Origin of the sequence: Pseudoclavibacter sp. AY1H1, from assembly GCF_002931055.1 — a bacterium.
Classification (GTDB): domain Bacteria; phylum Actinomycetota; class Actinomycetes; order Actinomycetales; family Microbacteriaceae; genus Pseudoclavibacter.
The window spans coordinates 255,914-276,503 of record NZ_PSXX01000001.1 but is presented as its reverse complement, the minus strand read 5'-3'; the positions used below and the strand labels follow the sequence as shown (position 1 = coordinate 276,503).

The following is a 20,590-nucleotide window of genomic DNA, read 5'->3' as shown; positions in this document are numbered from 1 at the left end:
GAGGCAGTGCGCTGTCTCGTGGATCGAGGCCATGGCCACGCCGAAAGCGGCGCGGCCATGCCTCACCACGGCTTGTCGTACGACGAGTCGCCTTCGGTCTCGCCACGCTCCTGGTCGAGCTCATCCTGCCGATCCTGCTGGTTCTGCTCCAGCTTCTCCTCGAGCTCGGTCATCTCGGGCGACTGCGTCGACTCCGGGGGCTCCTCCCCCTCGTTCGGCTCCTGCGCCTCGGACTGCTCCTGCAGCTTCTGCTGGATGCGCTCGGTCGACTCGGTCGTCGGAGGCTCGAACTCGGTGGAGGCGCAGCTCGGGTCACGCGCATCCACGACGGCAAGCGCCTCCTGCCAGAGGGCGACGGCGCCGGCCTTGTCGTCTGCCGCAAGCCGCGCGTCGCCCAGGCGTTCGATCGTGATCGCGAGGTTGGCGCGGATCGGGCACTGCTGAGGCGGCTCGGCCATCGGGAGCGCTGTCTCGAGCTCGCTCCGAGCCTCATCGAGCAGCCCCAGTTGCAGCATCGAGGTGCCCGTGTTGTACGGGGCCTTCCAGGCCTCGAGGATGTTGACGAACTTCTGCTGCTGCGCCGAGTTCATGCTGCCCTCGTAGTCGCCCTCCGAGTAGAGGGATACCGTCCGATCAGCGATCACCGACATGCTGATGAGCTTCGTCGCGAACGCGGCCGCGAGGAGCGCGAACGGGATGCTGAACACGATGAAGCGTCGACGGCGCTTCACGGCTCTGGCCGCGTCCGGAACCGCAGATCGCGGTGTCCTGGTGCGTCGACTCATGCGGAACCTCCCCTTGCCCTGCTCAGTTCGATGAAGTGGCGAATGGACTCCCAGACGTCCCGAAGCAGCAGGAGGAACGCCGCTGCCGCGAGCATCCAGTAGACCTCGAACGCCGTCTCCGCGCTCCCGCCCGTCTGCGTCACCCGGCTGCTGTCGATATCGGCGGCCACGACCTCGGTGCCCGGTTCGCGGATCTCGAGCGGCACCACGAGATCGTCGGCGATGGTCTGCAGAGCTGCCGGGTCGATGACCGAGAGCGCCTGCTGGCCCTGCGCATCCACGATGTAGCTCGGCTCGCCGGTGTCCAGCGTGCCTGCGGTCTCCTTCATCGGACCACCCGCCTCCGTCCCGTAGCCGAGGACCGCACCCCCGGCGAGATACCCGGCAAGCCCTCGGAAGGACTCCGGCTCGGTGTCGGCGGTCTGCTCGCCGTCGCCCAGGTAGTAGACGATGCGTGCCCGCTCGGGTTCAGCCTCAGCCGCGGCCTTGAGGACGTCCTCGACCAGCGGCTCCGCGATGGAGATGGAGCTGCCACGCGAGTACTGCGTCACCTCAGGACGAAGCGTCTGCACAAGCGAGTCGAGGGCCGTCGTATCCGCGGTGAACGGCAGTCGCTGCACGGCGGCAGCATCGAAGGTGACCACCCCGAAGCGCGCGCCCTCGTGAGCCGCCGCGAGTGCCGAGATGTCCGCCTTCGCCCCGTCGAGCCTCGGCGCGCCGTCCCAGTCCTCAGCGACCATGCTCGCCGTCGTGTCGACGACGAACAGCACGTCCACGTCGCTCTCGAGGTTCGGCGCCGAGGCGCTCCCGATGCCCGGACGGAACGCCGCGAGCACGACGAGCGCGCACGCAGCGAGCCGGAGCGCCCAGTTGATTCGCCGACGTCGGTCTGCCGCCCGGACGAGCGCGAAGACGCAGAAGCCGAGCAGCGCCATGCCGAGCAGGACCAGGACAAACGCGGGGAGGATCGGATTCCAGGTCATAGTCGGAGCCTCCAGGCGAGCACGACGTAGATGGACGCGAACACCAGCATGAGCATGAGCCACACATTCGGCCGGTCGGTGATGAGCAGCTGGGGCTGACCGACCATGAGCGAGGTCTGCTCGCTCGTGATCTGGTCGACGATGCCGGACACGCTCGCAGGATCGGTGAGCTTGAAATAGCTCCCGTCCGCCTGCAGGACCGTCGTCCGGAACTGGTCCGCGAACGCGTCCTCGAACTGGTTCGCGTCGAGCGCGTAGATCGTGATGCCACGCGCCTCGGTGTACTCCGCCGCCTCTGGGAACGAGACGAGCGGATCCCCGTTGACGGCGTTGTCCGTCGCGAAGATGATCGACCGCGACCTGCCGTCATCGGCCGCCGGATCGAACTCGCCGAAGGTCATGGCACAGGACGCGAGTCCGTCTCCCACGAGCGACGCGCCGGCCGCACTCTGCGTGCCCTGGGCAAACGAGTACTCGGCGTTGGACCCGCCCGAGGCGGACTCCATCTCATCGCGGACCTGCTGCAGCTGCGTCTCGACGAAGGCGTAGTCATCGGTCAGGGGGAAGAGCTGAACCGCGGTTGCATCCCACAGCATGAGCGACATCCGCTCCCCGTCGAAGCCGGGGAGCATCTCGAGGTACCGGTCGAGGACCTCGACGTCGTACTCCACCATCGAGCCCGAGATGTCGAGGCAGAGCACGATGTCCCTGTTGAACTTCTCCGGGGACTCGACGCGCTGGTAGACCCAGCGGCCCGCTGCGACGCTCGTGACCGCCAGGAGGATCGCGAGCACGACACCGACCGCGGTCATGAGGCTCGAGTACCGAGCCACCGCGCGACGATAGGCGGGGAGCCTCGTGAGACGCCGGGAGTTCGCGACCGGGATCGCGTTGGCCTGCCCTTTCCTCCGCATCCTCCACCAGGCGAGACCCGCGACGATCGCCGCGGCGGCGATCAGGGAGAGACTCAGCCACCACATCGCTACCGCCATGTCGCGATCACCTCCCGTGCCGCCGCCACGCCGGCCTCAGCACCGCTCGGATCGTGCGCCCCGAAGACCATCGGGTAATACTGGCCGACGGTGTGGGAGACACCGCGCAGCTCCGTGCGCCTGAGGTCGGTGAGCGTCATCTTGTCTGCCGGCACGGTCGAGACAGCTGCGACGAAGCCGCGGACCAGCACGCTCAGCTCGGCGTGGGCTCGGCGGGGCGTGAGTTCCCCCGCTGCCGCCCTCGAAGCCACCTCGTCCACACGCTCCAGGTACTCCTGCTGCAGCGCGCGCACGGGAGGCCTGGCCGGCGGGAGCACTGGCGCGGCCTTGGGCGGCCGAGGACGCGTCAGGTACACGACGAGGAAGTAGTAGGCGACGATGGCCGCGAGGATCAGGAACCCGAGCACCAGCCAGAACTGGGCGTAGTCGATGACGGGGATGACGGTCCCCTCTGGCGGTTGCACATCAGCGGCGAACATTCGCCCTCGCTTTCAGGAGAGCCAGGAGAACCGGAGCGACCTGCTGCTCGCTCGCGACCTCGGCGTAGGAGACCGCGTTCGCCTCGAACGTCTGCTCCATCTCGATGGTGCGCTTCTGCTCCGCATACTCGAATTCTCGCTCGAGCAGCCGGTCGCCGCCGAAGAGGCTCGGCATGGCCCAGTTGCCCTCGACATCGAAGGCCAGCTCACCGCGCCTCCCTCGGAGGTGCGGCTCGGCATCCGTGATCTGCAGCCAGACGATCTCGTGCTGCGCGGCAAGGCGACGGACGAGGGCCGCTCGCTCGTCGTCCCAGTCGAACTCGTCGGCGATGACGACGAGGAGCGCCCGATGACGGACCGTGAGGCGGACCCGCTCGAGGATGGCGTTCATATCGCTCGTGGCCGTCCCGAGGCCCACGCCGTCGTAGACCGCGTGCAGCATCCGCTCGAGCGCCGACGACGTGCTGCGGAACGGCAGCTGCCTGATGCCGGCAGAGCTGCCCGTGACCAGCCCCACCTCGTCGCCGTGCCGGATGGCGAGGTAGCCGAGGATGCCGAGGGCGGAGACGAGCACCTCGCGCTTCGGCTCGCCGCTCGCAGAGAGCGCGGCCATGTTGCGCCCGCCATCGACCGCGAAGAGCACCCGGTGCCGCCGCTCGGCGACGTAGCGCTTCACGAGCGGCTGACCGGTCCTCGCGCTCGCCTTCCAGTCGATGTCCTTGATCTCGTCACCCGGGACGTACTCCCGAAGATCATCGAAGTCCATGCTGCGGCCACGCAAGTGCGACGAGTACTGACCGTCGAGCACGTGCAGCACGCGCCGTCGCGCGTGCAGGAACATCTTCGACTTGACCTTCGAGAGGAGGGGTCGCTCGCTTGCCATGGTCACGGAGTGCGGACAGCCCCGAGCACGGCGTCGATGATCTGCTCGACGCGCACACCCGTGGCATCCGCCTCGAAGCCCAGGATGATGCGGTGGCGGAGGATGCGGTGCGCGAGCCTGCGCACGTCCTCGGGGACCACATGGTCGCGCCCCTGCAGCAGCGCGACGGCTCGCGCGCCCTTGGCGAAGTTGATCGAGGCGCGTGGCGAGGCGCCGACCTCGACGAGGCGTGCGAGCTCCGGTGCGATGTACTCGCCCGCGTGGCGCGTGACGTAGACGAGGCCGACGATGTACTCGGTGATCGCCTTGTCCACGTAGACGCGCGAGGTGAGCTCCTGCAGGCGAGTGACGTCCTGCAGATCGACGGCGGCTGGCTCGCCGTGATCGAACACACCCTCGTCGATGCGCCTCAGGATCTCGGACTCCTCTGCCGGATTCGGGTACTCGAGCACGTCCTTGAGCATGAACCGGTCGAGCTGCGCCTCTGGCAGGACGTAGGTTCCCTCCTGCTCGATCGGGTTCTGCGTCGCGATCACGAGGAACGGGTCCGGCAGCGGGTAGAGCGTGCCGCCGATGGTCGTCTGTCGCTCCTGCATGGCCTCGAGCATGGCCGACTGGGTCTTGGCGCTCGAGCGATTGATCTCGTCGAGGAGCACGAAGTTCGCGTGCACGGGCCCGAGCTGCGTCGAGAAGCGGTGCTCCGCCGCGTCGTAGATCTGGGTGCCGACGATGTCGGACGGGAGCAGGTCGGGGGTGCACTGGATGCGGCTGAAGGAACCGCGCACCGACTGCGCGAGCGTCTGCGCCGCCGTCGTCTTCGCGAGGCCGGGGACGGATTCCAGCAGGACGTGTCCGCCCGACATGAGCCCGACCAGCAACGTCTCGCGGAGCTGCGTCTGACCGACGACCTTGTGGGCGAAGGCCCGCGAGACGGCGCCGATGGACCTGCCCGCCTCCTGGAGCTCCTGCTGGCTGAGCTTGAGCTGCTGACCGCCGACAATCGTCACGGATCCTTCTTCCTGCGGCGGGGTCTGCCTGCCGACTCTTGTGATCTCGCCTCGTGCACTTCAGTGTTTTCCAAGGGAAAGCGTAATGATCTCGCCCGGCCCCCGCGTTCAGCTCTCCGGAGGCTACTCGAACAGCCGGATCGGATTGACGATGTCAACGTAGATGAACAGCGCGCTCATCGCCATGAGGCACCCCGCGATGACCAAGGTCACAGGCAGGAGCTTGGCGGTGTCGAATGGACCGGGGTCTGGGCGTCCGAAGAGCTTCGCGAGGCGACGACGGATCCCGTCGATGAGCGCTGCGAGCACGTGGCCGCCGTCGAGCGGCGGCAACGGAACCAGGTTGATGACGCCGAGCGCGATGTTGACGGATGCGACCAGCTGCACGATCGTCGCGACCCTGTCCACGACCGGGATGCTCGTCTCGGCGGCCACCTCGCCCGTGATGCGGCCGACTCCGACGACGCTCATGGGCCCGTTCGGGTCTCGTTCGGCGCCGCCGAATCCGGCGTTCCACATCTCGACGATGCGCTCCGGCATGGTGATGAGGAAGTTCCCGACGGCGCGCACGTTCGCCTCTGCCATCGTGAACGCGTAGAGCGGCGACTGACGAGTGCGCTCCTGCGTTGGAGTGATGCCGACGAACCCGACCTCCTCGGTCACGTAGGAGCCATCCGCGGCTTCGACGCGCGCGCCCGTCAGCTCGTCCAGCTCGTAGACGGTGTTCACTCGGGGAGTGAGCTCGAGCTGCAGCTGCTCGCCGGCCCGCTCGACGCCCAGCGAGATCGACGCACCCGGACTCACTCGGATCGCGTCCTGCAGCACGTCCCAGCTGTCGGCAGGCACGCCGTCGACGCTCGTGATCGTGTCCCCGGGCATGAGCCCGGCCTCGAACGCTGGCGCGGGCGTCTCGCAGGGCTCGCCCTCGGCCGGCGCCACCGCACCGGCGGCGACGACGCACTCGTAGACCGAGCCGACCGTGGTCGACGGCTGGTAGAGACCGAACCCCGAGCACACGATCATGAACCCGAGGATCGCGATGACGAAGTTCATGGCGGGCCCGCCGACCATGATGACGATGCGCTTCCAGACGGGCAGAGACGCGTACGTGCGCCCCTCCTCCCCGGGTTCGACTCCCTCGGCGGAAGCCAGCCTGGCGTCGTCGATCATGCTCGACATGAACCCGGTGCCACCCGTGCGTGCGGCCTCGCCGGCCCTCGCTGGCGGGTACATGCCGATCATCGCGACGTAGCCGCCGAGCGGGATCGCCTTGACTCCATACTCCGTCTCGCCGCGTCGACGGGAGAACAGCGTCGGCCCGAAGCCGATCATGTACTGCGTGACCCGCACGCCGAAGCGCTTGGCTGGCACGAGATGGCCCACTTCGTGCAACGCGATCGACGCCGCGAGGCCGATGACTGCGGCCAGCACGCCGACGATGAAGAGCAAGACAGATTCCACGGAGGTCAAGCGTAGACCTGCTGAGCCGTCCTCTTGCTGTCGATCCGCCTTGGTCGCCGGGCCGGGGGCTGCCCTCGATGCGGGCCACGCACCCCGTAGGCTTGCCCGATCATGAGCCAAGCATCAACCCTGCCGGCTGAAGCCGCCGTCGAACTCGCCATCGTCACTCGATCAGGCTTCGTGGAATCCAGGCACATCGGAGCCGCGGTGGTCACGAATGCCGATGCGACGCTCCGGGCCGAGCTCGGCGACGGGCACCAGCCTGTGTTCCCTCGATCGACCCTCAAGCTGTTCCAGGCGCAGACTGCCCTGGCGCTCGGCGCGCAGCTGACGGATGAGCAGACGGCGATCGCATGCGGGAGCCACTCGGGCTCCCCGGCTCACGTCGCGCACGTGCGCGAGATCCTCCATGCTTCGGGCCTCGACGACCGCGCGCTCGCCTGTCCGGCTTCCTGGCCGAGAGACCGCGCCTCGAGGGACGCCCTCGTTCGAGCGGGCGAGGCATCGGCGGCCGTGTACATGGAGTGCAGCGGCAAGCACGCCGCCATGCTGGCTGCCTGCGTGGCGCAGGGCTGGCCGGTCGAGGGCTACCTCGCCGCCGAGCATCCTCTGCAGCTCGCCATCAAGGACACGATCGAGCGGATGACCCGGGAACGCCCGAGCGCGGTGGGGATCGATGGCTGCGGCGCGCCGGTCTTCGCCGTGAGCCTCGTCGGGTTGGCGTCCGCCGCGAGCCGCCTCGCCACGTCGAGCGCAGCTTCTCCGTTCCCGCTGTTCAAGGCAGCCGCGTCGGTCTGGCGTTCGGTCCTCGCGAACGGCTGGCTCATCGAGGGCCACGAACGGCCGAACTCGATCGTCGTGTCGGAGTTGGGCGTCCTGGCGAAGTCCGGCGCCGAGGGTGTGCTCGTCATGGCCGCCCCCGACGGCACGGCAGTCGCCATGAAGATGCTCGACGGCTCAAACCGCGCCAGCACGCTCGTCGGCCTGCAGCTGCTCGTGGCGGCTGGGGCGGCCGATGTGACCCGTGTGCAGCAGCTGCTGCCGCGCCTCGGCCTCGAGGTCCTGGGTGGGGGCGTGCTCGTCGGCGAGATCATGGTGGGGTCGGCGGTCCCGACGAGTCTCTAGCCGGAGGGGCACTGGGCCCGTCCAGGCGTGCCTCTTCGTCAGTCCAGCGAATGCGGGTCATGTCACCGCTGCGACCTCGGAGGACGGCGCCCCGCCGGGCATCGAGGACCGGTGGCGGCAGCGGATCACCCCGCAGCAGCGTGCGATGCTCCCCCGTGCTCAGACCTGAGAGCAGCACCGGATGCTCCGCGGCTAGTCGCGACAGCAGCCCGAACTGCGCCTGCCACTCGTCGACGATGCCGAGCACGGCCCGCCTGTACGCGGCATCCGCGTTCGGCGCCTGCATCGGTCCGGCGCCAGGTGCGCGGTCACCCAGCCAGGCGTCGAGAGTCGTGCAGGCGAAGCCCCGTGCCTCGAGGATGCGGCGAAGGGGCTCGATACGGCGCGCAGCAACCAGCAGGTTCTCCGTGTCGGACAGCGCAAGGGCATCTCGAGGGTCTCCTGCGTGGTCGGAGTGCCCTCGAAGTGCGCGGAGGGGTCGAGTCGAACGCGCGACCTGGCAGGGAAGACCGTGCCAGTTCGCTCGCCCCGGTCCGGCATGGCTGCGGTGATCTGAGGGCTCTCCCCCTGCCATGACGTAGGCGGCGCGATCGCCGCCGACCAGACGCAGCGTCTGAGCTGCGGCAGCCACCAACACCGAAGCATGACCCGTTGCTCTGCTCGCGGTGAACACGACGGCGGGGAGCCCGGTGGCTGAGCGGCGAAGGAGCAGCGTCAATCGCTCGGCGAAGGCGGAGCGATACGGCTCGTCGACCTGCGACAGGAACAGGTCGACGTCATCGGCGAGGAGCAGCCCGTGGCGAGACGTGAGCTCGGGGCTCCAGAGCTGGTCCCAAGCCGTCTCGGGATCAACGCTGAGCACGACGACAGCCGGGGATTCGGCGCCGAGCTCGGTCCGTGCTGTCTCGGCGAGCATCGCAAGGCATCCGGTCTTGCCCGTGCGCGGCCCGCCGATGACCAGCATCGCCCCGCGCTCCGGAGAGAAGACGGCGGTCGGCTGACGTCGAAGCTCCGTGTCGTCCGCGATACCGAAAGCGAGACCCCGTCCGCTGGGTGCATCGAGGGTGCCGGACGCATCGAGGGTGCTCGGCTCTTCAAGTGCGCTGGCGGCGATCTCCGCCGGCAGGGCCGGGAGCCAGGGAGGCCGCGGGAGCGTCCCGCCGAGATGCGCCTCGCGCTCTGCGCAAGCTCGGATGCAGGCCGCGATCGTGTCCGGTGAGGATCGCTGCACCTGCACCCGTGCTGCCCCGTCTCCCGCCACGATGATCGCAACTCCAGGCGTCGATGCGGGGAGGTCGGCGGCGGCCCCGCTGCCGATGACGGCCGTGCTGTCGGCCTCGGCGATGACGCGCAGGCTGATGCGGATGCTGCAGTTCGCGAGCGTCGCGCCCCTGACCGCGGACGCTGGCTGCTGCGCGCAGAGGATGAGGTGGACGCCGAGGCTCCTCCCGCGCGCGGAGATGTCGGAGAACACCGCTTGGAGCTCGGCATCCGAGTCGACGAGCGCCTGGTACTCGTCGACGACGACGACGAGCCTGGCAAGGCTCGGCAGCTCGCCCACATGCTTCGCACCGGCAGCACGGAGAGCCCGCTCACGGAAGCGGATCTCGGCGCTCAGACTCGTTGCCGCCCGCCGCGCCTCGTGGTCGTCGAGGTCCGTGACCACGCCCACACAGTGCGGGAGGGCGGCGATCGGGTCGAAGGTCGCACCGCCCTTGAAGTCGAAGCAGAGCACCTGCACGTCACGAGTGGACCTCGTGGCCGTCATCGCGAGGACCCAGGTGACCAGCAGCTCGCTCTTGCCGGACCCGGTCGTCCCGCCGACAACGGCGTGGGGTCCGGCCGCGACGAGGTCGACCTGGAACGCCACACCGTTCCGGGTACCGATCTGCGCTGCCAGCGATGCGTGATGGGGCACCCTCCGGAGGCGAAGCGTCGAGGCTGCGGCGGCGGCATCACCGTAGGGGCCCTCGATCAGTTGGCCGGACTCGCACGGCGCTCTTCGCTGGGCGAAGGCGCGCAGCTCCTCGACGGTGACCAGCTCCGGTCGCACCGTCAGAGACTGACCGTCAGCGAGCTCCACGCTCGCCCGAGTCGGGCTCAGCATCCGGATGCGGACCTCGCGGCGCGGTGTGCGCGGACGCGGTGAGGGGCTAGAGGCACTGGCGCGGGGGTCGAAGTCGGTGCCGAAGTCGAGGAGCATCCCGGGGCCGTGATCCGCCGCGAGGACAGGGCGCCAGTCCCCTCGGAGCCCTCGGATCTCGCCGTTCAATGCCTCCCCAACCGCGCCGGCGCCGATGGCGACGCGGCCGGCGGCACGCTGGAGCAGCAGCGCGCGACTGACCGCGAGCATCAGGTGCGGGTTGCCGGTGAGCCTGACCCTCTCGCTGTCGGCTAGGACGGGAGCGTCCTCGAGGACGAGGAACGGCTCGAGGCGCGCGTGCGCCTCGTCGGGCAGCTCGCGGAGCTCTCCCTGGATCTTGAACCGGGCGCGCACACACCCGAAGCCCAGGTTCAGCTGGGACTCCCGGGCAGCTGATCCACCCGAGATGAGCGCCCGAGCCCCAGGCGCGGAACGATGGAGTTCTCGGAGGTCGTGCCGAGCGAGCACCCGGGCCTCCCGCACGCAGACATCGAGTTCGCTCTCGAAGACCGCCTGAGCTCGCCCGTGCTCTGCTCGCGACTGACGTCTCGACTCCGCATAGCTGGCCACCGCCATCACTGGCCCGAGAAAAGCGAAGGCCAGCATCACGGGCGAGGACAGCAGCGCCCAGAGGACAAGCGCGACGACAACCGGTGCAAGAGCCATGAGCGCTGGAAAGACAACCGTGCGTTCACCGGGGACGATCGTGGGCAGGTGGACGACTCCGTCTGCCGGGGCGGATCGGTCGGCTGGTGCGAATCGGTCGGCTGGCGTGGTGCCGACCAGTCCGCTAGCCCTCACGCCAGGCCGCAGACCCGCCTTCGGCCTCGGTCTCGGTCTCGGTCTCGGTCTCGGTGAGCCAATCATGGACATCCGAGAGCCATGGTGGCAGCACGCAGCGCTCGACAAGCCAGACGACGCTCGCGGCCACCCGGTCATCAGGGCGTCGACCAAGAGCACGCCGAGCAAAGGCCGCCCCGGCGCTCGCACGGCCCGAAGCCCATTCGAGCCAGGCGATCCCAGCGAGCAGACCCGGTTCATCGTCGAGGTCCACGAGTGCGCCGAGCTCGCGGAGGCAGGCGACAGCCGTGCGAACTCGTTCTCGCGAGAACGAAGGCAGCTGTGGCCCTGTGCTCTCCTCCGGCAGCAGGCTGGCCCAGATCGGCGCCAGCGACAGGAGCTCGTCTCGATCACCGAAGGCGACCGTCGTCAGCAGGAGCTCCGACGTCCGACGCCCGCGCAGCATGCAGAGCAGCCCTGCGAGCTGGGCGTCGCTCAGTCCGGAACGGCCGACCGCGGGCGTGAGCGCCGCGAGCCACCCCTGGCGCATCCCGGAGAAGTCGTCCTCGCCCTCGTGCACCTGGGCGTGCCGTTCGTCGGCCTCAGCGAACGCCCTCCTCCGTGCGGCGGGGGCTGATGCGATATCGGCGTGGATCGCCGGCTCTGCCGCCTCACGCCACGCATCCTGAGCGCCGAGCGCCCTCGGCCCGACATCACAGCAATCAGGATCATCGCAGCCGTACACGCCCCAGGCGTCCAACGCTCTGCAGAGGCAGAGGACGACCTCGATGCCCGCCCGGTCCCCGAACTCGACAAGCGCCTCTGCCAGCTCCGAGTGCGGCGGCGTCGGACCGCTGCCGAACGGGAGGTTCGGGCTGAAGACGAAGACCACGCGCTCGATGTTGCTGAGATATGCCAGGTGCCCGATCACGGCACTCGCGTACGGTGCTGCGTTGACCGCACGCGAGTTCGACAGACTGGGCAGGTCGAATCGCAGAACCACACCCCCTCGTCGGCCGCTGAGCGGGATGGCGACGAGCGATCCGATGGGCGAGTATCCCAGGAGCTTGGGGACCGCGTCGAGGATCTGCTTGGGCGTGCTGAGTCGAATCCGTTCCATAGGCAGAAGCTAGGCGCACGCCAGTCTGCCGCGATCTCCGAGACATCAGGCTGTGGAGAACGTGACGAGTCGAGGCGCGGGGACACCGGAGTGACAAGAGCACGCCACGTGGAACCGAATCCACGTGGCGTGCTCGCTCAGACGACTGCGTGCGTATCAGTGCTGGGGCGGGTTCTGCTGTCCGTACGGCTGCTGGTTGCCCGGGTTCTGGCCGAGGGGCGGCTGCTGGGTCGGGGCCTGACCGTAGGGCTGCTGCGCGGGCGGCTGACCGTACCCCTGCTGGGTCGGAGCCTGACCATACGGCTGCTGCGCGGGCGGCTGACCGTACCCCTGCTGGGTCGGAGCCTGACCATACGGCTGCTGGGCAGGAGCCTGACCATACCCCTGCTGAGCAGGAGCCTGACCGTATGGCTGCTGGACGGGAGCGCCCTGCTGCGGGTAGCCGACGGCACCCTGAGGCTGGCCGTAGGCCTGCGAGCCGAGGTTCATGAGCGCGGGGTTCCAGCGGGAGCTGTCGAACCCGACGATGGCGAACCAGACGATGGGCAGGAAGATGTAGAGGACGACCCACGCGCCGCCCTTGCCGAAGCCCTGTCCGATTCGGTACGCCGCGATGGCGAGCAGCACAACCAGGGCGATGTTCACACCGGGAATGAAACCGACGAGCACCCACCATCCGGGGAAGCCCGCTGCTTCGACGAAGGTCCACTGGTTGTAGACGGGGACCCAGGCCTTCCAAGCCTCGATGCCCATCTTCGTGAACACCTTCGACATCAGCCACGAGGAGAGGGCGTAGGCGCCGAGGAGGATGACGAAGTAGAGCAGGATTCCTAGCGCGCCGATTCCTGCTGCGGTCTGATCGCCGTAGGAGAAGATTTCCATTGAGGAGTCACTTTCTGATATTCAGTCGACGTCTGCGTCGCGTGCTCGATGTGCACGCGAGTCAGCGTAGGCAGACTTGGTACAAAGTAGCGGCGTTTCGAGCCCCTTGTCGATGGGGAGACCTCCCCGGGGCCCGCAACCGCTCGCCTTGGCGAGCGAGGCGTGTCACCGTCAAAGGCCCTCGGGCACGATCAGGCGAGCGCATCCGGGCTCGGTGGGTTCAAGATCCCAGCCGGCATCACGACTGAAGTCAGCGAGTTCGTGGGCATCCCGAATCGCGTCGGCTCGTTTCGCCTGCTCGGCGGCGAGCATGATGAGACCGCGCGTGAAGAGGCCCTTGCCGCGTTTGTTGAAGTGGTTCAGCGAGCGAAGCTCACCGTCCGGAGTCCGGGAGACGACGTCGATGGTGACGTGTCGCTCGGCAGACTCCACCGGTCCGAGCGCTGAGTAGGCCTTCGAGCGCAGATCGATCACGAGCCCCTCGTGCTCGGCCAGCGCCCGAGCCGTCGCCTGAGCCCAGCGATTCGCTGGGGCGACACCTCCGAGGCGCGACCCTGCGGACAGACGGTAGGCGGGGATGCCCTCTCCCCCGCCGACGAGCCCGAAGAGGGCCGAGTGAACGGCAACGTGGTGCGCGGCCCAGCCGAGCTGATGGTCACTCAGCGAGGAGGCGTCGAGGGCGTCGTACAGGACGCCCGTGTAGCGCAGCAGCGCCGCCATACGGGGGCTGGAGCGCAGGCTGCGGTTGCGTTCCAGCTCCAGCGCGGCCTGCTTCTCCGAGATCTTCAACACCTTGCGGGCGGCATCCGCGTCGTGGGAGAGCTGCTGCAGCTCGCTGGCGGCGGCCTCTCGCACGTCCGAGAAGGTCGCGGCCCAGCTCAGTCCGCCTGCTTCCGGTGTCTGCACCAGATCGTCGCCGAACGCAGCGTTGCCGCCGTCCCGTTTGGTTTCGGACGGCGGCAACAGCAGCAGGAGACGTTCGGTCACTCCCCGGAGACGAGTTCAGCCTCGCCGGCGACGACCGTGACGACGTCGCTGTTCACCGAGAGGAACCCGCCCTCAGCGTTGGCGACGATCTTCGATCCGTCGGTGGTCGTGATGCGAACCTGGCCGGACCCCAGGGACGCGAGCATGGGCTCGTGGCCGGAGAGGATTCCGATCTCGCCTTCGGAGGTGCGAGCAACGACCATGGTCGCGCCGCCTTCCCAGACGAGCTTGGTTGCTTCGACGACCTTGACGGTCAGTTCGCCTTTGCCTGCCATGACTATGCGTTGTCCTTCTGCATCTGCGCCCACTTCTCCTCGACGTCGTTGATACCACCGACGTTGAAGAAGGCCTGCTCGGCGACGTGGTCGAAGTCACCCTTGGCGATGGCGTCGAACGACTCGATGGTCTCCTTGAGGGGAACCGTGGAGCCCTCGACACCGGTGAACTTCTTCGCCATGTAGGTGTTCTGCGAGAGGAACTGCTGGATGCGACGGGCGCGGGAGACGGTGATCTTGTCTTCCTCGGAGAGCTCGTCGACACCGAGGATCGCGATGATCTCCTGCAGTTCCTTGTTCTTCTGGAGGATCTGCTTGACCTCGGTCGCGACCCGGTAGTGGTCGGCGCCCAGGTAGCGCGGGTCGAGGATGCGGCTCGTCGAGGTGAGCGGGTCGATGGCCGGGTAGAGGCCCTTCGACGCGATCTCTCGCGAGAGCTCCGTCGTCGCGTCGAGGTGGGCGAACGTCGTCGCGGGAGCCGGGTCGGTGTAGTCGTCGGCAGGCACGTAGATCGCCTGCAGGGACGTGATCGAGTGGCCACGCGTCGACGTGATGCGCTCCTGGAGCACACCCATCTCGTCGGCGAGGTTCGGCTGGTAGCCGACGGCGGACGGCATGCGGCCGAGCAGCGTCGAGACCTCGGAACCCGCCTGCGTGAAGCGGAAGATGTTGTCGATGAAGAGGAGCACGTCCTGCTTCTGCACGTCACGGAAGTACTCAGCCATGGTGAGGGCCGAGAGGGCGACGCGGAGTCGCGTTCCCGGCGGCTCGTCCATCTGGCCGAACACAAGCGCGGTCTTGTCGAAGACGCCTGCTTCTTCCATCTCGTAGATGAGGTCGTTGCCCTCACGGGTGCGCTCGCCGACACCGGCGAAGACCGAGACGCCGCCGTGGTCCTGCGCGACTCGCTGGATCATCTCCTGGATGAGGACGGTCTTGCCGACGCCGGCTCCACCGAAGAGACCGATCTTTCCACCCTGGACGTACGGGGTGAGGAGGTCGATGCTCTTGATGCCGGTCTCGAAGAGCTCGGTCTTGGACTCGAGCTGGTCGAAGGCCGGGGGCTCGCGGTGGATGGGCCAGCGCTCGGTGATCTCGTAGGGCTCTGAGAGCATCGTCTCGTTGAGCACTTCACCGGTGACGCTGAAGACCTTGCCCTTGGTGACGTCGCCGACGGGCACCGAGATCGGAGCTCCGGTGTCGCGAACTTCCTGGCCGCGGACGAGTCCGTCGGTGGGCTTGAGCGCGATGGCGCGGACGAGGTCGTCGCCCAGGTGCTGTGCGACCTCGAGCGTGAGCTTGAGCGACTGGTCGCCAAGGCTCACCTCGGTCTCGAGGGCGTGGTAGATGCCGGGGATGGCGTCATGCGGGAACTCGATGTCGACAACGGGACCCGTGACACGGGCGATCCGGCCGACACCGGCCGGAGCCGTCGTGTCTTCCCTGTCGGAGACGATGTGCGTCGTCATGTCTTGTCCTTTTCTTGCGTGTTCGCGCGGTTATGCGGTTGCGAGCGCGTCCGCGCCGCCCACGATCTCGGAAATCTGCTGCGTGATCTCTGCCTGGCGCGCGTTGTTCGCGAGCCTGGTGTAGTCGCGCACCAGGGTGTCTGCGTTGTCGGAAGCCGCGCTCATGGCGCGCTGGCGGGCAGCGTGCTCGGATGCGGCGGAGTGCAGCATGGCGTTGAAGAGGCGCGCCTGGATGTAGTCCGGAAGCAGTGCGTGAAGCACGGTCTCCGCATCCGGCTCGAACTCGTACAGCGGGAGCAGCGGGGCCTCGTCAGCTTCGGCGACGTCTTCGCTGTCGACGACCTCGAGCGGCAGGAGCCGGACGACGGTCGGCGTCTGCGTGACCATCGACTGGAACCGGTTGTAGACGTAGTGGATCTCCTCCACGCCACCCTCTTCGAACGGAATCGTGAACCGTTCGACGAGGGCTTCGCCCAGTTCCTTCGCGGTCTGGAAGACCGGAAGGTCGGTGGCACCCGTCCACTGCTTCTCGCTTGCACGCTTGCGGAAGGCGAAGTAGCCGACCGCCTTGCGCCCGACGAGGTAGTGGACAACTTCCTTGCCCTCGGCCTCGAGCGTGTTGGTGAGGCCCTCGGCCTCGCGCAGAACGCTCGAGGAGAAGGCTCCGTTGAGGCCTCGGTCGCTCGTGAAGACGACAACCGCGACGCGGCGGACCTCTTCGCGCTCGGTGACGAGGATGTGATCGATGTCCGTGTAGCTTGCGACTGCCGAGACTGCCTCGGTGATCGCCTGCGCGTACGGGTTCGACTCGGCCATGCGTTTCCGCGCCTTGGTGATGCGCGAAGTGGCGATCAGCTCCATGGCGCGGGTGACCTTCTTCATCGTCTGGGCAGACTTGATCTTCTGCCGGTAGACCCGAAGTTGTGCTCCCATGCTTCTCCTGTGCTCGTCGTCGAAGTCGTCGAGGGCGCCTAGCGGCGCTTCTTGACGATCTTCTCCTGCTCGATCTCGTCAGCGGCGACCTGTTCGGCGCTAGCGACGAGCGGAGTTCCGTCGTTCTTGAGGTACGTCTTCGAGAAGCCGTCGACGCCTTCGGCCATGGCCTTCAGCGTGTCGTCCTCGAGCTTTCCGCTGTCGCGGAGGCGGGCGAGGACGTCGGTGTTGCGCTCGAGGTACTCGAGGAGCTCGTTCTCGAAGCGCAGGATCTCGTCGACCGGCACGAGATCGAGCTTGCCGTTCGTTCCAGCCCAGATCGCGACGACCTGCTGCTCGACGGGGTACGGCGAGTACTGCGGCTGCTTGAGGAGCTCCGTGAGGCGCGCTCCACGTTCGAGCTGACGGCGCGTCGTCGCGTCGAGGTCCGACGCGAACATCGCGAAGGCCTGCTGCGAGCGGTACTGCGCGAGCTCGAGCTTGAGCGTTCCCGAGACCTTCTTGATGTGCTTCTGCTGGGCGTCGCCACCGACTCGCGAGACCGAGATTCCGACGTCGACCGCTGGACGCTGGTTGGCGTTGAAGAGGTCGGACTGGAGGAAGATCTGGCCGTCCGTGATCGAGATCACGTTGGTCGGGATGTACGCCGAGACGTCGTTCGCCTTGGTCTCGATGATCGGAAGCCCGGTCATGGAGCCGGCACCCATCGCATCGGAGAGCTTGGCGCAACGCTCGAGGAGGCGGGAGTGCAGGTAGAACACGTCACCTGGGTAGGCCTCGCGTCCCGGCGGGCGGCGCAGGAGGAGCGACACGGCGCGGTAGGCCTCAGCCTGCTTCGACAGGTCATCGAAGACGATCAGGACGTGCTTGCCCTCGTACATCCAGTGCTGGCCGATGGCCGAGCCCGTGTACGGGGCGAGGTACTTGAAGCCGGCGGGGTCCGAGGCGGGGGACGCCACGATCGTCGTGTACTCCATCGCGCCGGCGTCTTCCAGGGCGCCCTTGACGGAGGCGATGGTCGAGCCCTTCTGGCCGACGGCAACGTAGATGCAGCGAACCTGCTTGTTGACGTCTCCGGACTCCCAGTTGGCCTTCTGGTTGATGATCGCGTCGATCGCGATCGCCGTCTTGCCGGTCTGGCGGTCGCCGATGATGAGCTGACGCTGGCCACGGCCAACGGGGATCATCGCGTCGATGGCCTTGATGCCGGTCTCGAGCGGCTCGTGAACCGACTTGCGGTCCATGACGCCAGGCGCCTGGAGCTCCAGGGCGCGACGTCCGGACGTGGCGATCTCGCCGAGTCCGTCGATCGCGTTGCCGAGTGGGTCGACCACGCGGCCGAGGTAGCCCTCGCCGACGGGGACGGAGAGGACTTCGCCGGTGCGGCGGACTTCCATGCCTTCGACGATGCCCTGGAACTCGCCGAGGACGATGACGCCGATGCTGCTCTCGTCGAGGTTCTGTGCGAGACCGAGCGTTCCGTCTGCGAAGGTGATGAGCTCGTTGGCCATGACGCCAGGAAGACCCTCGACGTGCGCAATGCCGTCCGAGGCGTCAACCACGGTGCCGACCTCGGTCGCCGTGGCGCCTTCCGGACGGTATGAGGAAGCGAACTGCTGGAGAGCGTCGCGGATCTCATCCGGATTGATTGTGAGTTCTGACATGTTCTTCCCTTGTCGTCCGGGGCCTCGCCCCGAGAGTTTCAGTGCGTGAGGCTCAGGCGAGCTGCAGGCGGAGGTTGTTGAGTCGAGCGGCGACGCTGTCGTCGATCACGTCATCGCCAAGCTGCACGCGCAGGCCGCCGATGATCTTCGGGTCGATGATCGTCGTGACGGAGACGCGTCGGTTGAATCGACGTGTCAGACCGGCCTCGAGCTTCGCGAGCTGCTCGGGGGCGAGCGGACTTGCGACGGTGACCGTTGCGACGGAGCGACCTGCCTGGTCGGCGACCACTTCGCCTGCCCAGGTGAGGAGGCGACGAGTGCGGCGGCCGAGCGGGTTTCCCACGAGCTCTCGGAGGATCAGCAGGCTTGGCGCGCTGATCTTGCCCGCGAAGAGACGCTCGATGAGCTTCGCCTTCACGGCCGAGTCGCCGAGACGAGAGCCGAGGGTGAGCTCGAGCTCCGGGTTGGCGCTGATCGTGTCGGCGACCGTGGTGAGCTCGGCGGCGATAGCCGACTGCTCCCCTGCGGTCTGCGCCGTCGCACGGACTGCGAGTTCCTGCAGGCCGAGCGCGAACTCATGGTTGCTCGACCAGGTCTGGCTGACAGCATCCTGAAGGAGCTGCAGCGCGCGCGGGCTCAGGTGAGAGCCGAAGACCCTCACCGCGAGCTCGCGCCTGGCGCTGACGTCGGCGGCCGGGTTCGACAGTGCAACGAGGAGGTGCTGGTTGGCACCCGCAGCGTTGACCGCGGCGAACACCTGCTCAGCATCCTGCAGCTCTGCCTGGCCCCAGCCGTCGACGCTGTTCTTGAGGGCTGCCAGTGCGTGTCTGGTCGCGCTTCCCATCAGCTGTGCGTTCCTGCCTTCTGGTCGTTGTCGAGCTCGCTCAGGAACCGGTCGACGTAGGCCGTCGAGCGGTTGTCCTCGCGCAGGCTCTCCCCGACGACGCCGGAGGCGAGGTCGAGTGCAAGCGTGCCGACCTCGGCGCGGAGCGAGACGATCGCCGTCTGGCGCTCCGCCTCGATCTGAGCCTTGGCGGAGGCGGTCATGCGGTCGAGCTCAGCCTGCGTCTCGGCCTTCTTCTGGACCTTGATCTGATCTGCGTCGACTCGAGCCTGCTCGCGGATCTCCGCAGCTTCGGTTCGTGCCGCAGCGAGAAGCTTCTCGTTCTCGTCGCGCTTGGCAGCAGCCTCGGCCTGAGCGATCTCCGCCTTGCGGATGCCGCCCTCGATCTGCGCTTCGCGCTCGTCGAGCACCTTGCGGAGCGCCGGGATGGCGAACTTCCAGAAGAAGAATCCGAGCACAACGAAGACGACCGCCGACCAGACGATGTCATACGTAGCGGGAAGGAGGACGTTGCCCTCTTCCGCTGCGAGAGTCGACGTAACCGCCGACAGTGCGAAAGTGCTCATGTGCGGACCCGCTTACTGGAAGATGAAGAACGTTGCGACGCCGATGAAGGCGAGCAGCTCGGTGAAGGCGATACCGAGGAACATGGTGACCTGGAGGCGGCCAGCCATCTCGGGCTGACGTGCCATGGCCTCGACGGTCTTGCCGGCGACGATACCGATGCCGATGCCGGGGCCGATTGCAGAGAGGCCGTAGCCGACGGTAGCGATGTTGCCGGAGATCTCGGCGAGCGTGGTGGTTTCCACAGGGGTTTCCTTCCGTATGGGTGGTGAAGCAGGATGCTTCGCGTGAGTCAGGTGGGTCTTAGTGGCTCTTGGCAGCGGCCTGCTGGATGAAGACCGCGGTGAGGAGCGTGAACACGAAGGCCTGGAGGACCGCCGCGAGGATCTCGACGAGCGTCATCACGAAGCCGCCGAGGAGCGTGGGGATGCCGAACAGCATGTCGAGCGGGCCGCCTGGGCCCTGCATCGAGTAGGTGATGACGAAGAAGTTCGTCGCGCTGAACGTGAGGACGAGCAGCAGGTGGCCGACCATCATGTTGAGGAAGAGTCGCAGAGCGAGCGAGACCGGGCGCACGATGAAGATGTTGATGAACTCGATCGGCGTCAGCAGGATGTACATGGGCCACGGCACACCGCTCGGGAAGAGGGCGTTCTTGAAGAACGTGCCGGGGCCGGCTTCACGGAAGCCCGCGTAGATGAAGGCGATGTACGAGACCACGGCCAGCACGAGCGGCATGCCGATGAGCGCGGTTCCGGCGATGTTCAGTCCGGGGATGATGCCCGTGATGTTCATCGCGAAGATGCCGAAGAACATTGCCGACAGCAGCGGCAGGTACTTGTGGCCGAGCTTCTCGCCGAGGATGCCGTCTGCGATCTGCGACTTCACGAAGCCGATGGCCATCTCGGCGAGGGACTGGCCCTTGCCCGGGATGACCTTCGGGCTGCGGAGAGCAAGCCAGAAGAGCAGCAGCAGGACGGCGATCGCGAGGAGTCGGACCAGGATGATGCGGTTCAGTTCGAACGGCGTGCCGGCGAACGCCACTGCCTCGAGGAAGAACTCGTGGTCAAGCGACGGCGGGTGGAAGATGCTGTTGTCCTCCGCGGCAGCGATGAAAACTGGCAGATTCAGGGCTGAGGCGAACAGAGCACTCTCCTGTCTCGGGGCGCAGCTGTCGTTGCTGCGCTTCGATGAGTTCGGGCGGGTGCACACAC

Annotated in this window: 20 protein-coding genes; 1 reads left to right on the top strand and 19 read right to left on the bottom strand. The window is 67.4% G+C overall.

Translation table 11 applies throughout. From position 1 onward, the window contains the following. Window positions 1–62: 62 nt before the first annotated feature. From C5E05_RS01280 to C5E05_RS01250, 7 genes are all read right to left on the bottom strand, one after another. Entirely contained in the window at window positions 63–785 is a 723-nt protein-coding gene (locus tag C5E05_RS01280; protein WP_146080991.1) for a hypothetical protein, read from the bottom strand. Next, window positions 782–1,768 (bottom strand): VWA domain-containing protein, encoded by a 987-nt coding sequence (locus tag C5E05_RS01275; RefSeq protein WP_104241479.1) that lies wholly within the window; start codon window positions 1,766–1,768, stop codon window positions 782–784. Before C5E05_RS01275 ends, C5E05_RS01280 begins: the two co-directional genes overlap by 4 nt. Further along, window positions 1,765–2,760: a VWA domain-containing protein gene (locus tag C5E05_RS01270; RefSeq protein ID WP_146080508.1), complete on the bottom strand. Its 996-nt coding sequence runs from the start codon at window positions 2,758–2,760 to the stop codon at window positions 1,765–1,767. The genes C5E05_RS01275 and C5E05_RS01270 overlap by 4 nt, the downstream gene beginning before the upstream one ends. Beyond that, a complete protein-coding gene (locus C5E05_RS01265; protein WP_104241481.1) occupies window positions 2,751–3,239 on the bottom strand; it encodes a hypothetical protein in 489 nt (162 codons plus the stop codon). Before C5E05_RS01265 ends, C5E05_RS01270 begins: the two co-directional genes overlap by 10 nt. Further along, window positions 3,226–4,122 carry a DUF58 domain-containing protein gene (locus C5E05_RS01260; protein ID WP_104340885.1) on the bottom strand — a complete coding sequence of 299 codons (897 nt, stop codon included), beginning with the start codon at window positions 4,120–4,122 and terminating at the stop codon, window positions 3,226–3,228. Before C5E05_RS01260 ends, C5E05_RS01265 begins: the two co-directional genes overlap by 14 nt. 2 nt (window positions 4,123–4,124) lie before the next feature. Then, on the bottom strand, window positions 4,125–5,129 hold the full coding sequence (locus C5E05_RS01255) for an AAA family ATPase (protein WP_374953440.1): 1,005 nt from the start codon (window positions 5,127–5,129) through the stop codon (window positions 4,125–4,127). A 123-nt stretch (window positions 5,130–5,252) separates the two neighbouring features. Beyond that, window positions 5,253–6,590, bottom strand: coding sequence for an RIP metalloprotease (locus tag C5E05_RS01250; RefSeq protein ID WP_104241483.1), 1,338 nt, complete (start codon window positions 6,588–6,590; stop codon window positions 5,253–5,255). 111 nt (window positions 6,591–6,701) lie between these two features. Here C5E05_RS01250 and C5E05_RS01245 point away from each other — a divergent pair, with 111 nt between their 5' ends. Further along, window positions 6,702–7,715 (top strand): asparaginase, encoded by a 1,014-nt coding sequence (locus tag C5E05_RS01245; RefSeq protein ID WP_104241484.1) that lies wholly within the window; start codon window positions 6,702–6,704, stop codon window positions 7,713–7,715. On the opposite strand, the gene C5E05_RS01240 is transcribed toward C5E05_RS01245, so the two are convergent. From C5E05_RS01240 to atpB, 12 genes are all read right to left on the bottom strand, one after another. Continuing rightward, window positions 7,681–10,524, bottom strand: a complete 2,844-nt coding sequence (locus tag C5E05_RS01240) for an FtsK/SpoIIIE domain-containing protein (protein WP_181059283.1) — start codon at window positions 10,522–10,524, stop codon at window positions 7,681–7,683. The genes C5E05_RS01245 and C5E05_RS01240 overlap by 35 nt on opposite strands. 124 nt (window positions 10,525–10,648) lie before the next feature. Then, entirely contained in the window at window positions 10,649–11,758 is a 1,110-nt protein-coding gene (locus tag C5E05_RS01235) for a DUF4192 family protein (protein WP_104241486.1), read from the bottom strand. Between the two features lie 156 nt (window positions 11,759–11,914). Then, window positions 11,915–12,640: a DUF5684 domain-containing protein gene (locus tag C5E05_RS19990; RefSeq protein ID WP_181057798.1), complete on the bottom strand. Its 726-nt coding sequence runs from the start codon at window positions 12,638–12,640 to the stop codon at window positions 11,915–11,917. A 171-nt stretch (window positions 12,641–12,811) separates the two neighbouring features. After that, window positions 12,812–13,627 (bottom strand): YaaA family protein, encoded by an 816-nt coding sequence (locus C5E05_RS01225; RefSeq protein ID WP_104241487.1) that lies wholly within the window; start codon window positions 13,625–13,627, stop codon window positions 12,812–12,814. Continuing rightward, a complete protein-coding gene (locus tag C5E05_RS01220) occupies window positions 13,624–13,902 on the bottom strand; it encodes a F0F1 ATP synthase subunit epsilon (protein ID WP_104241488.1) in 279 nt (92 codons plus the stop codon). The genes C5E05_RS01225 and C5E05_RS01220 overlap by 4 nt, the downstream gene beginning before the upstream one ends. Window positions 13,903–13,904: 2 nt before the next feature. Next, on the bottom strand, window positions 13,905–15,371 hold the full coding sequence (atpD, locus tag C5E05_RS01215; protein WP_104241489.1) for a F0F1 ATP synthase subunit beta: 1,467 nt from the start codon (window positions 15,369–15,371) through the stop codon (window positions 13,905–13,907). A 30-nt stretch (window positions 15,372–15,401) separates the two neighbouring features. Then, entirely contained in the window at window positions 15,402–16,304 is a 903-nt protein-coding gene (locus tag C5E05_RS01210) for a F0F1 ATP synthase subunit gamma (protein ID WP_104241490.1), read from the bottom strand. A gap of 38 nt (window positions 16,305–16,342) precedes the next feature. After that, window positions 16,343–17,968: a F0F1 ATP synthase subunit alpha gene (gene atpA / locus C5E05_RS01205; RefSeq protein ID WP_104241491.1), complete on the bottom strand. Its 1,626-nt coding sequence runs from the start codon at window positions 17,966–17,968 to the stop codon at window positions 16,343–16,345. A gap of 52 nt (window positions 17,969–18,020) precedes the next feature. Beyond that, on the bottom strand, window positions 18,021–18,812 hold the full coding sequence (locus tag C5E05_RS01200) for a F0F1 ATP synthase subunit delta (protein ID WP_104241492.1): 792 nt from the start codon (window positions 18,810–18,812) through the stop codon (window positions 18,021–18,023). Continuing rightward, window positions 18,812–19,378, bottom strand: coding sequence for a F0F1 ATP synthase subunit B (locus C5E05_RS01195; protein WP_104241493.1), 567 nt, complete (start codon window positions 19,376–19,378; stop codon window positions 18,812–18,814). The genes C5E05_RS01200 and C5E05_RS01195 overlap by 1 nt, the downstream gene beginning before the upstream one ends. Before the next feature lie 12 nt (window positions 19,379–19,390). Continuing rightward, window positions 19,391–19,621: an ATP synthase F0 subunit C gene (gene atpE, locus C5E05_RS01190; protein WP_104241494.1), complete on the bottom strand. Its 231-nt coding sequence runs from the start codon at window positions 19,619–19,621 to the stop codon at window positions 19,391–19,393. Between the two features lie 58 nt (window positions 19,622–19,679). After that, window positions 19,680–20,507: a F0F1 ATP synthase subunit A gene (gene atpB / locus C5E05_RS01185; protein ID WP_104242099.1), complete on the bottom strand. Its 828-nt coding sequence runs from the start codon at window positions 20,505–20,507 to the stop codon at window positions 19,680–19,682. Window positions 20,508–20,590: the final 83 nt, after the last annotated feature.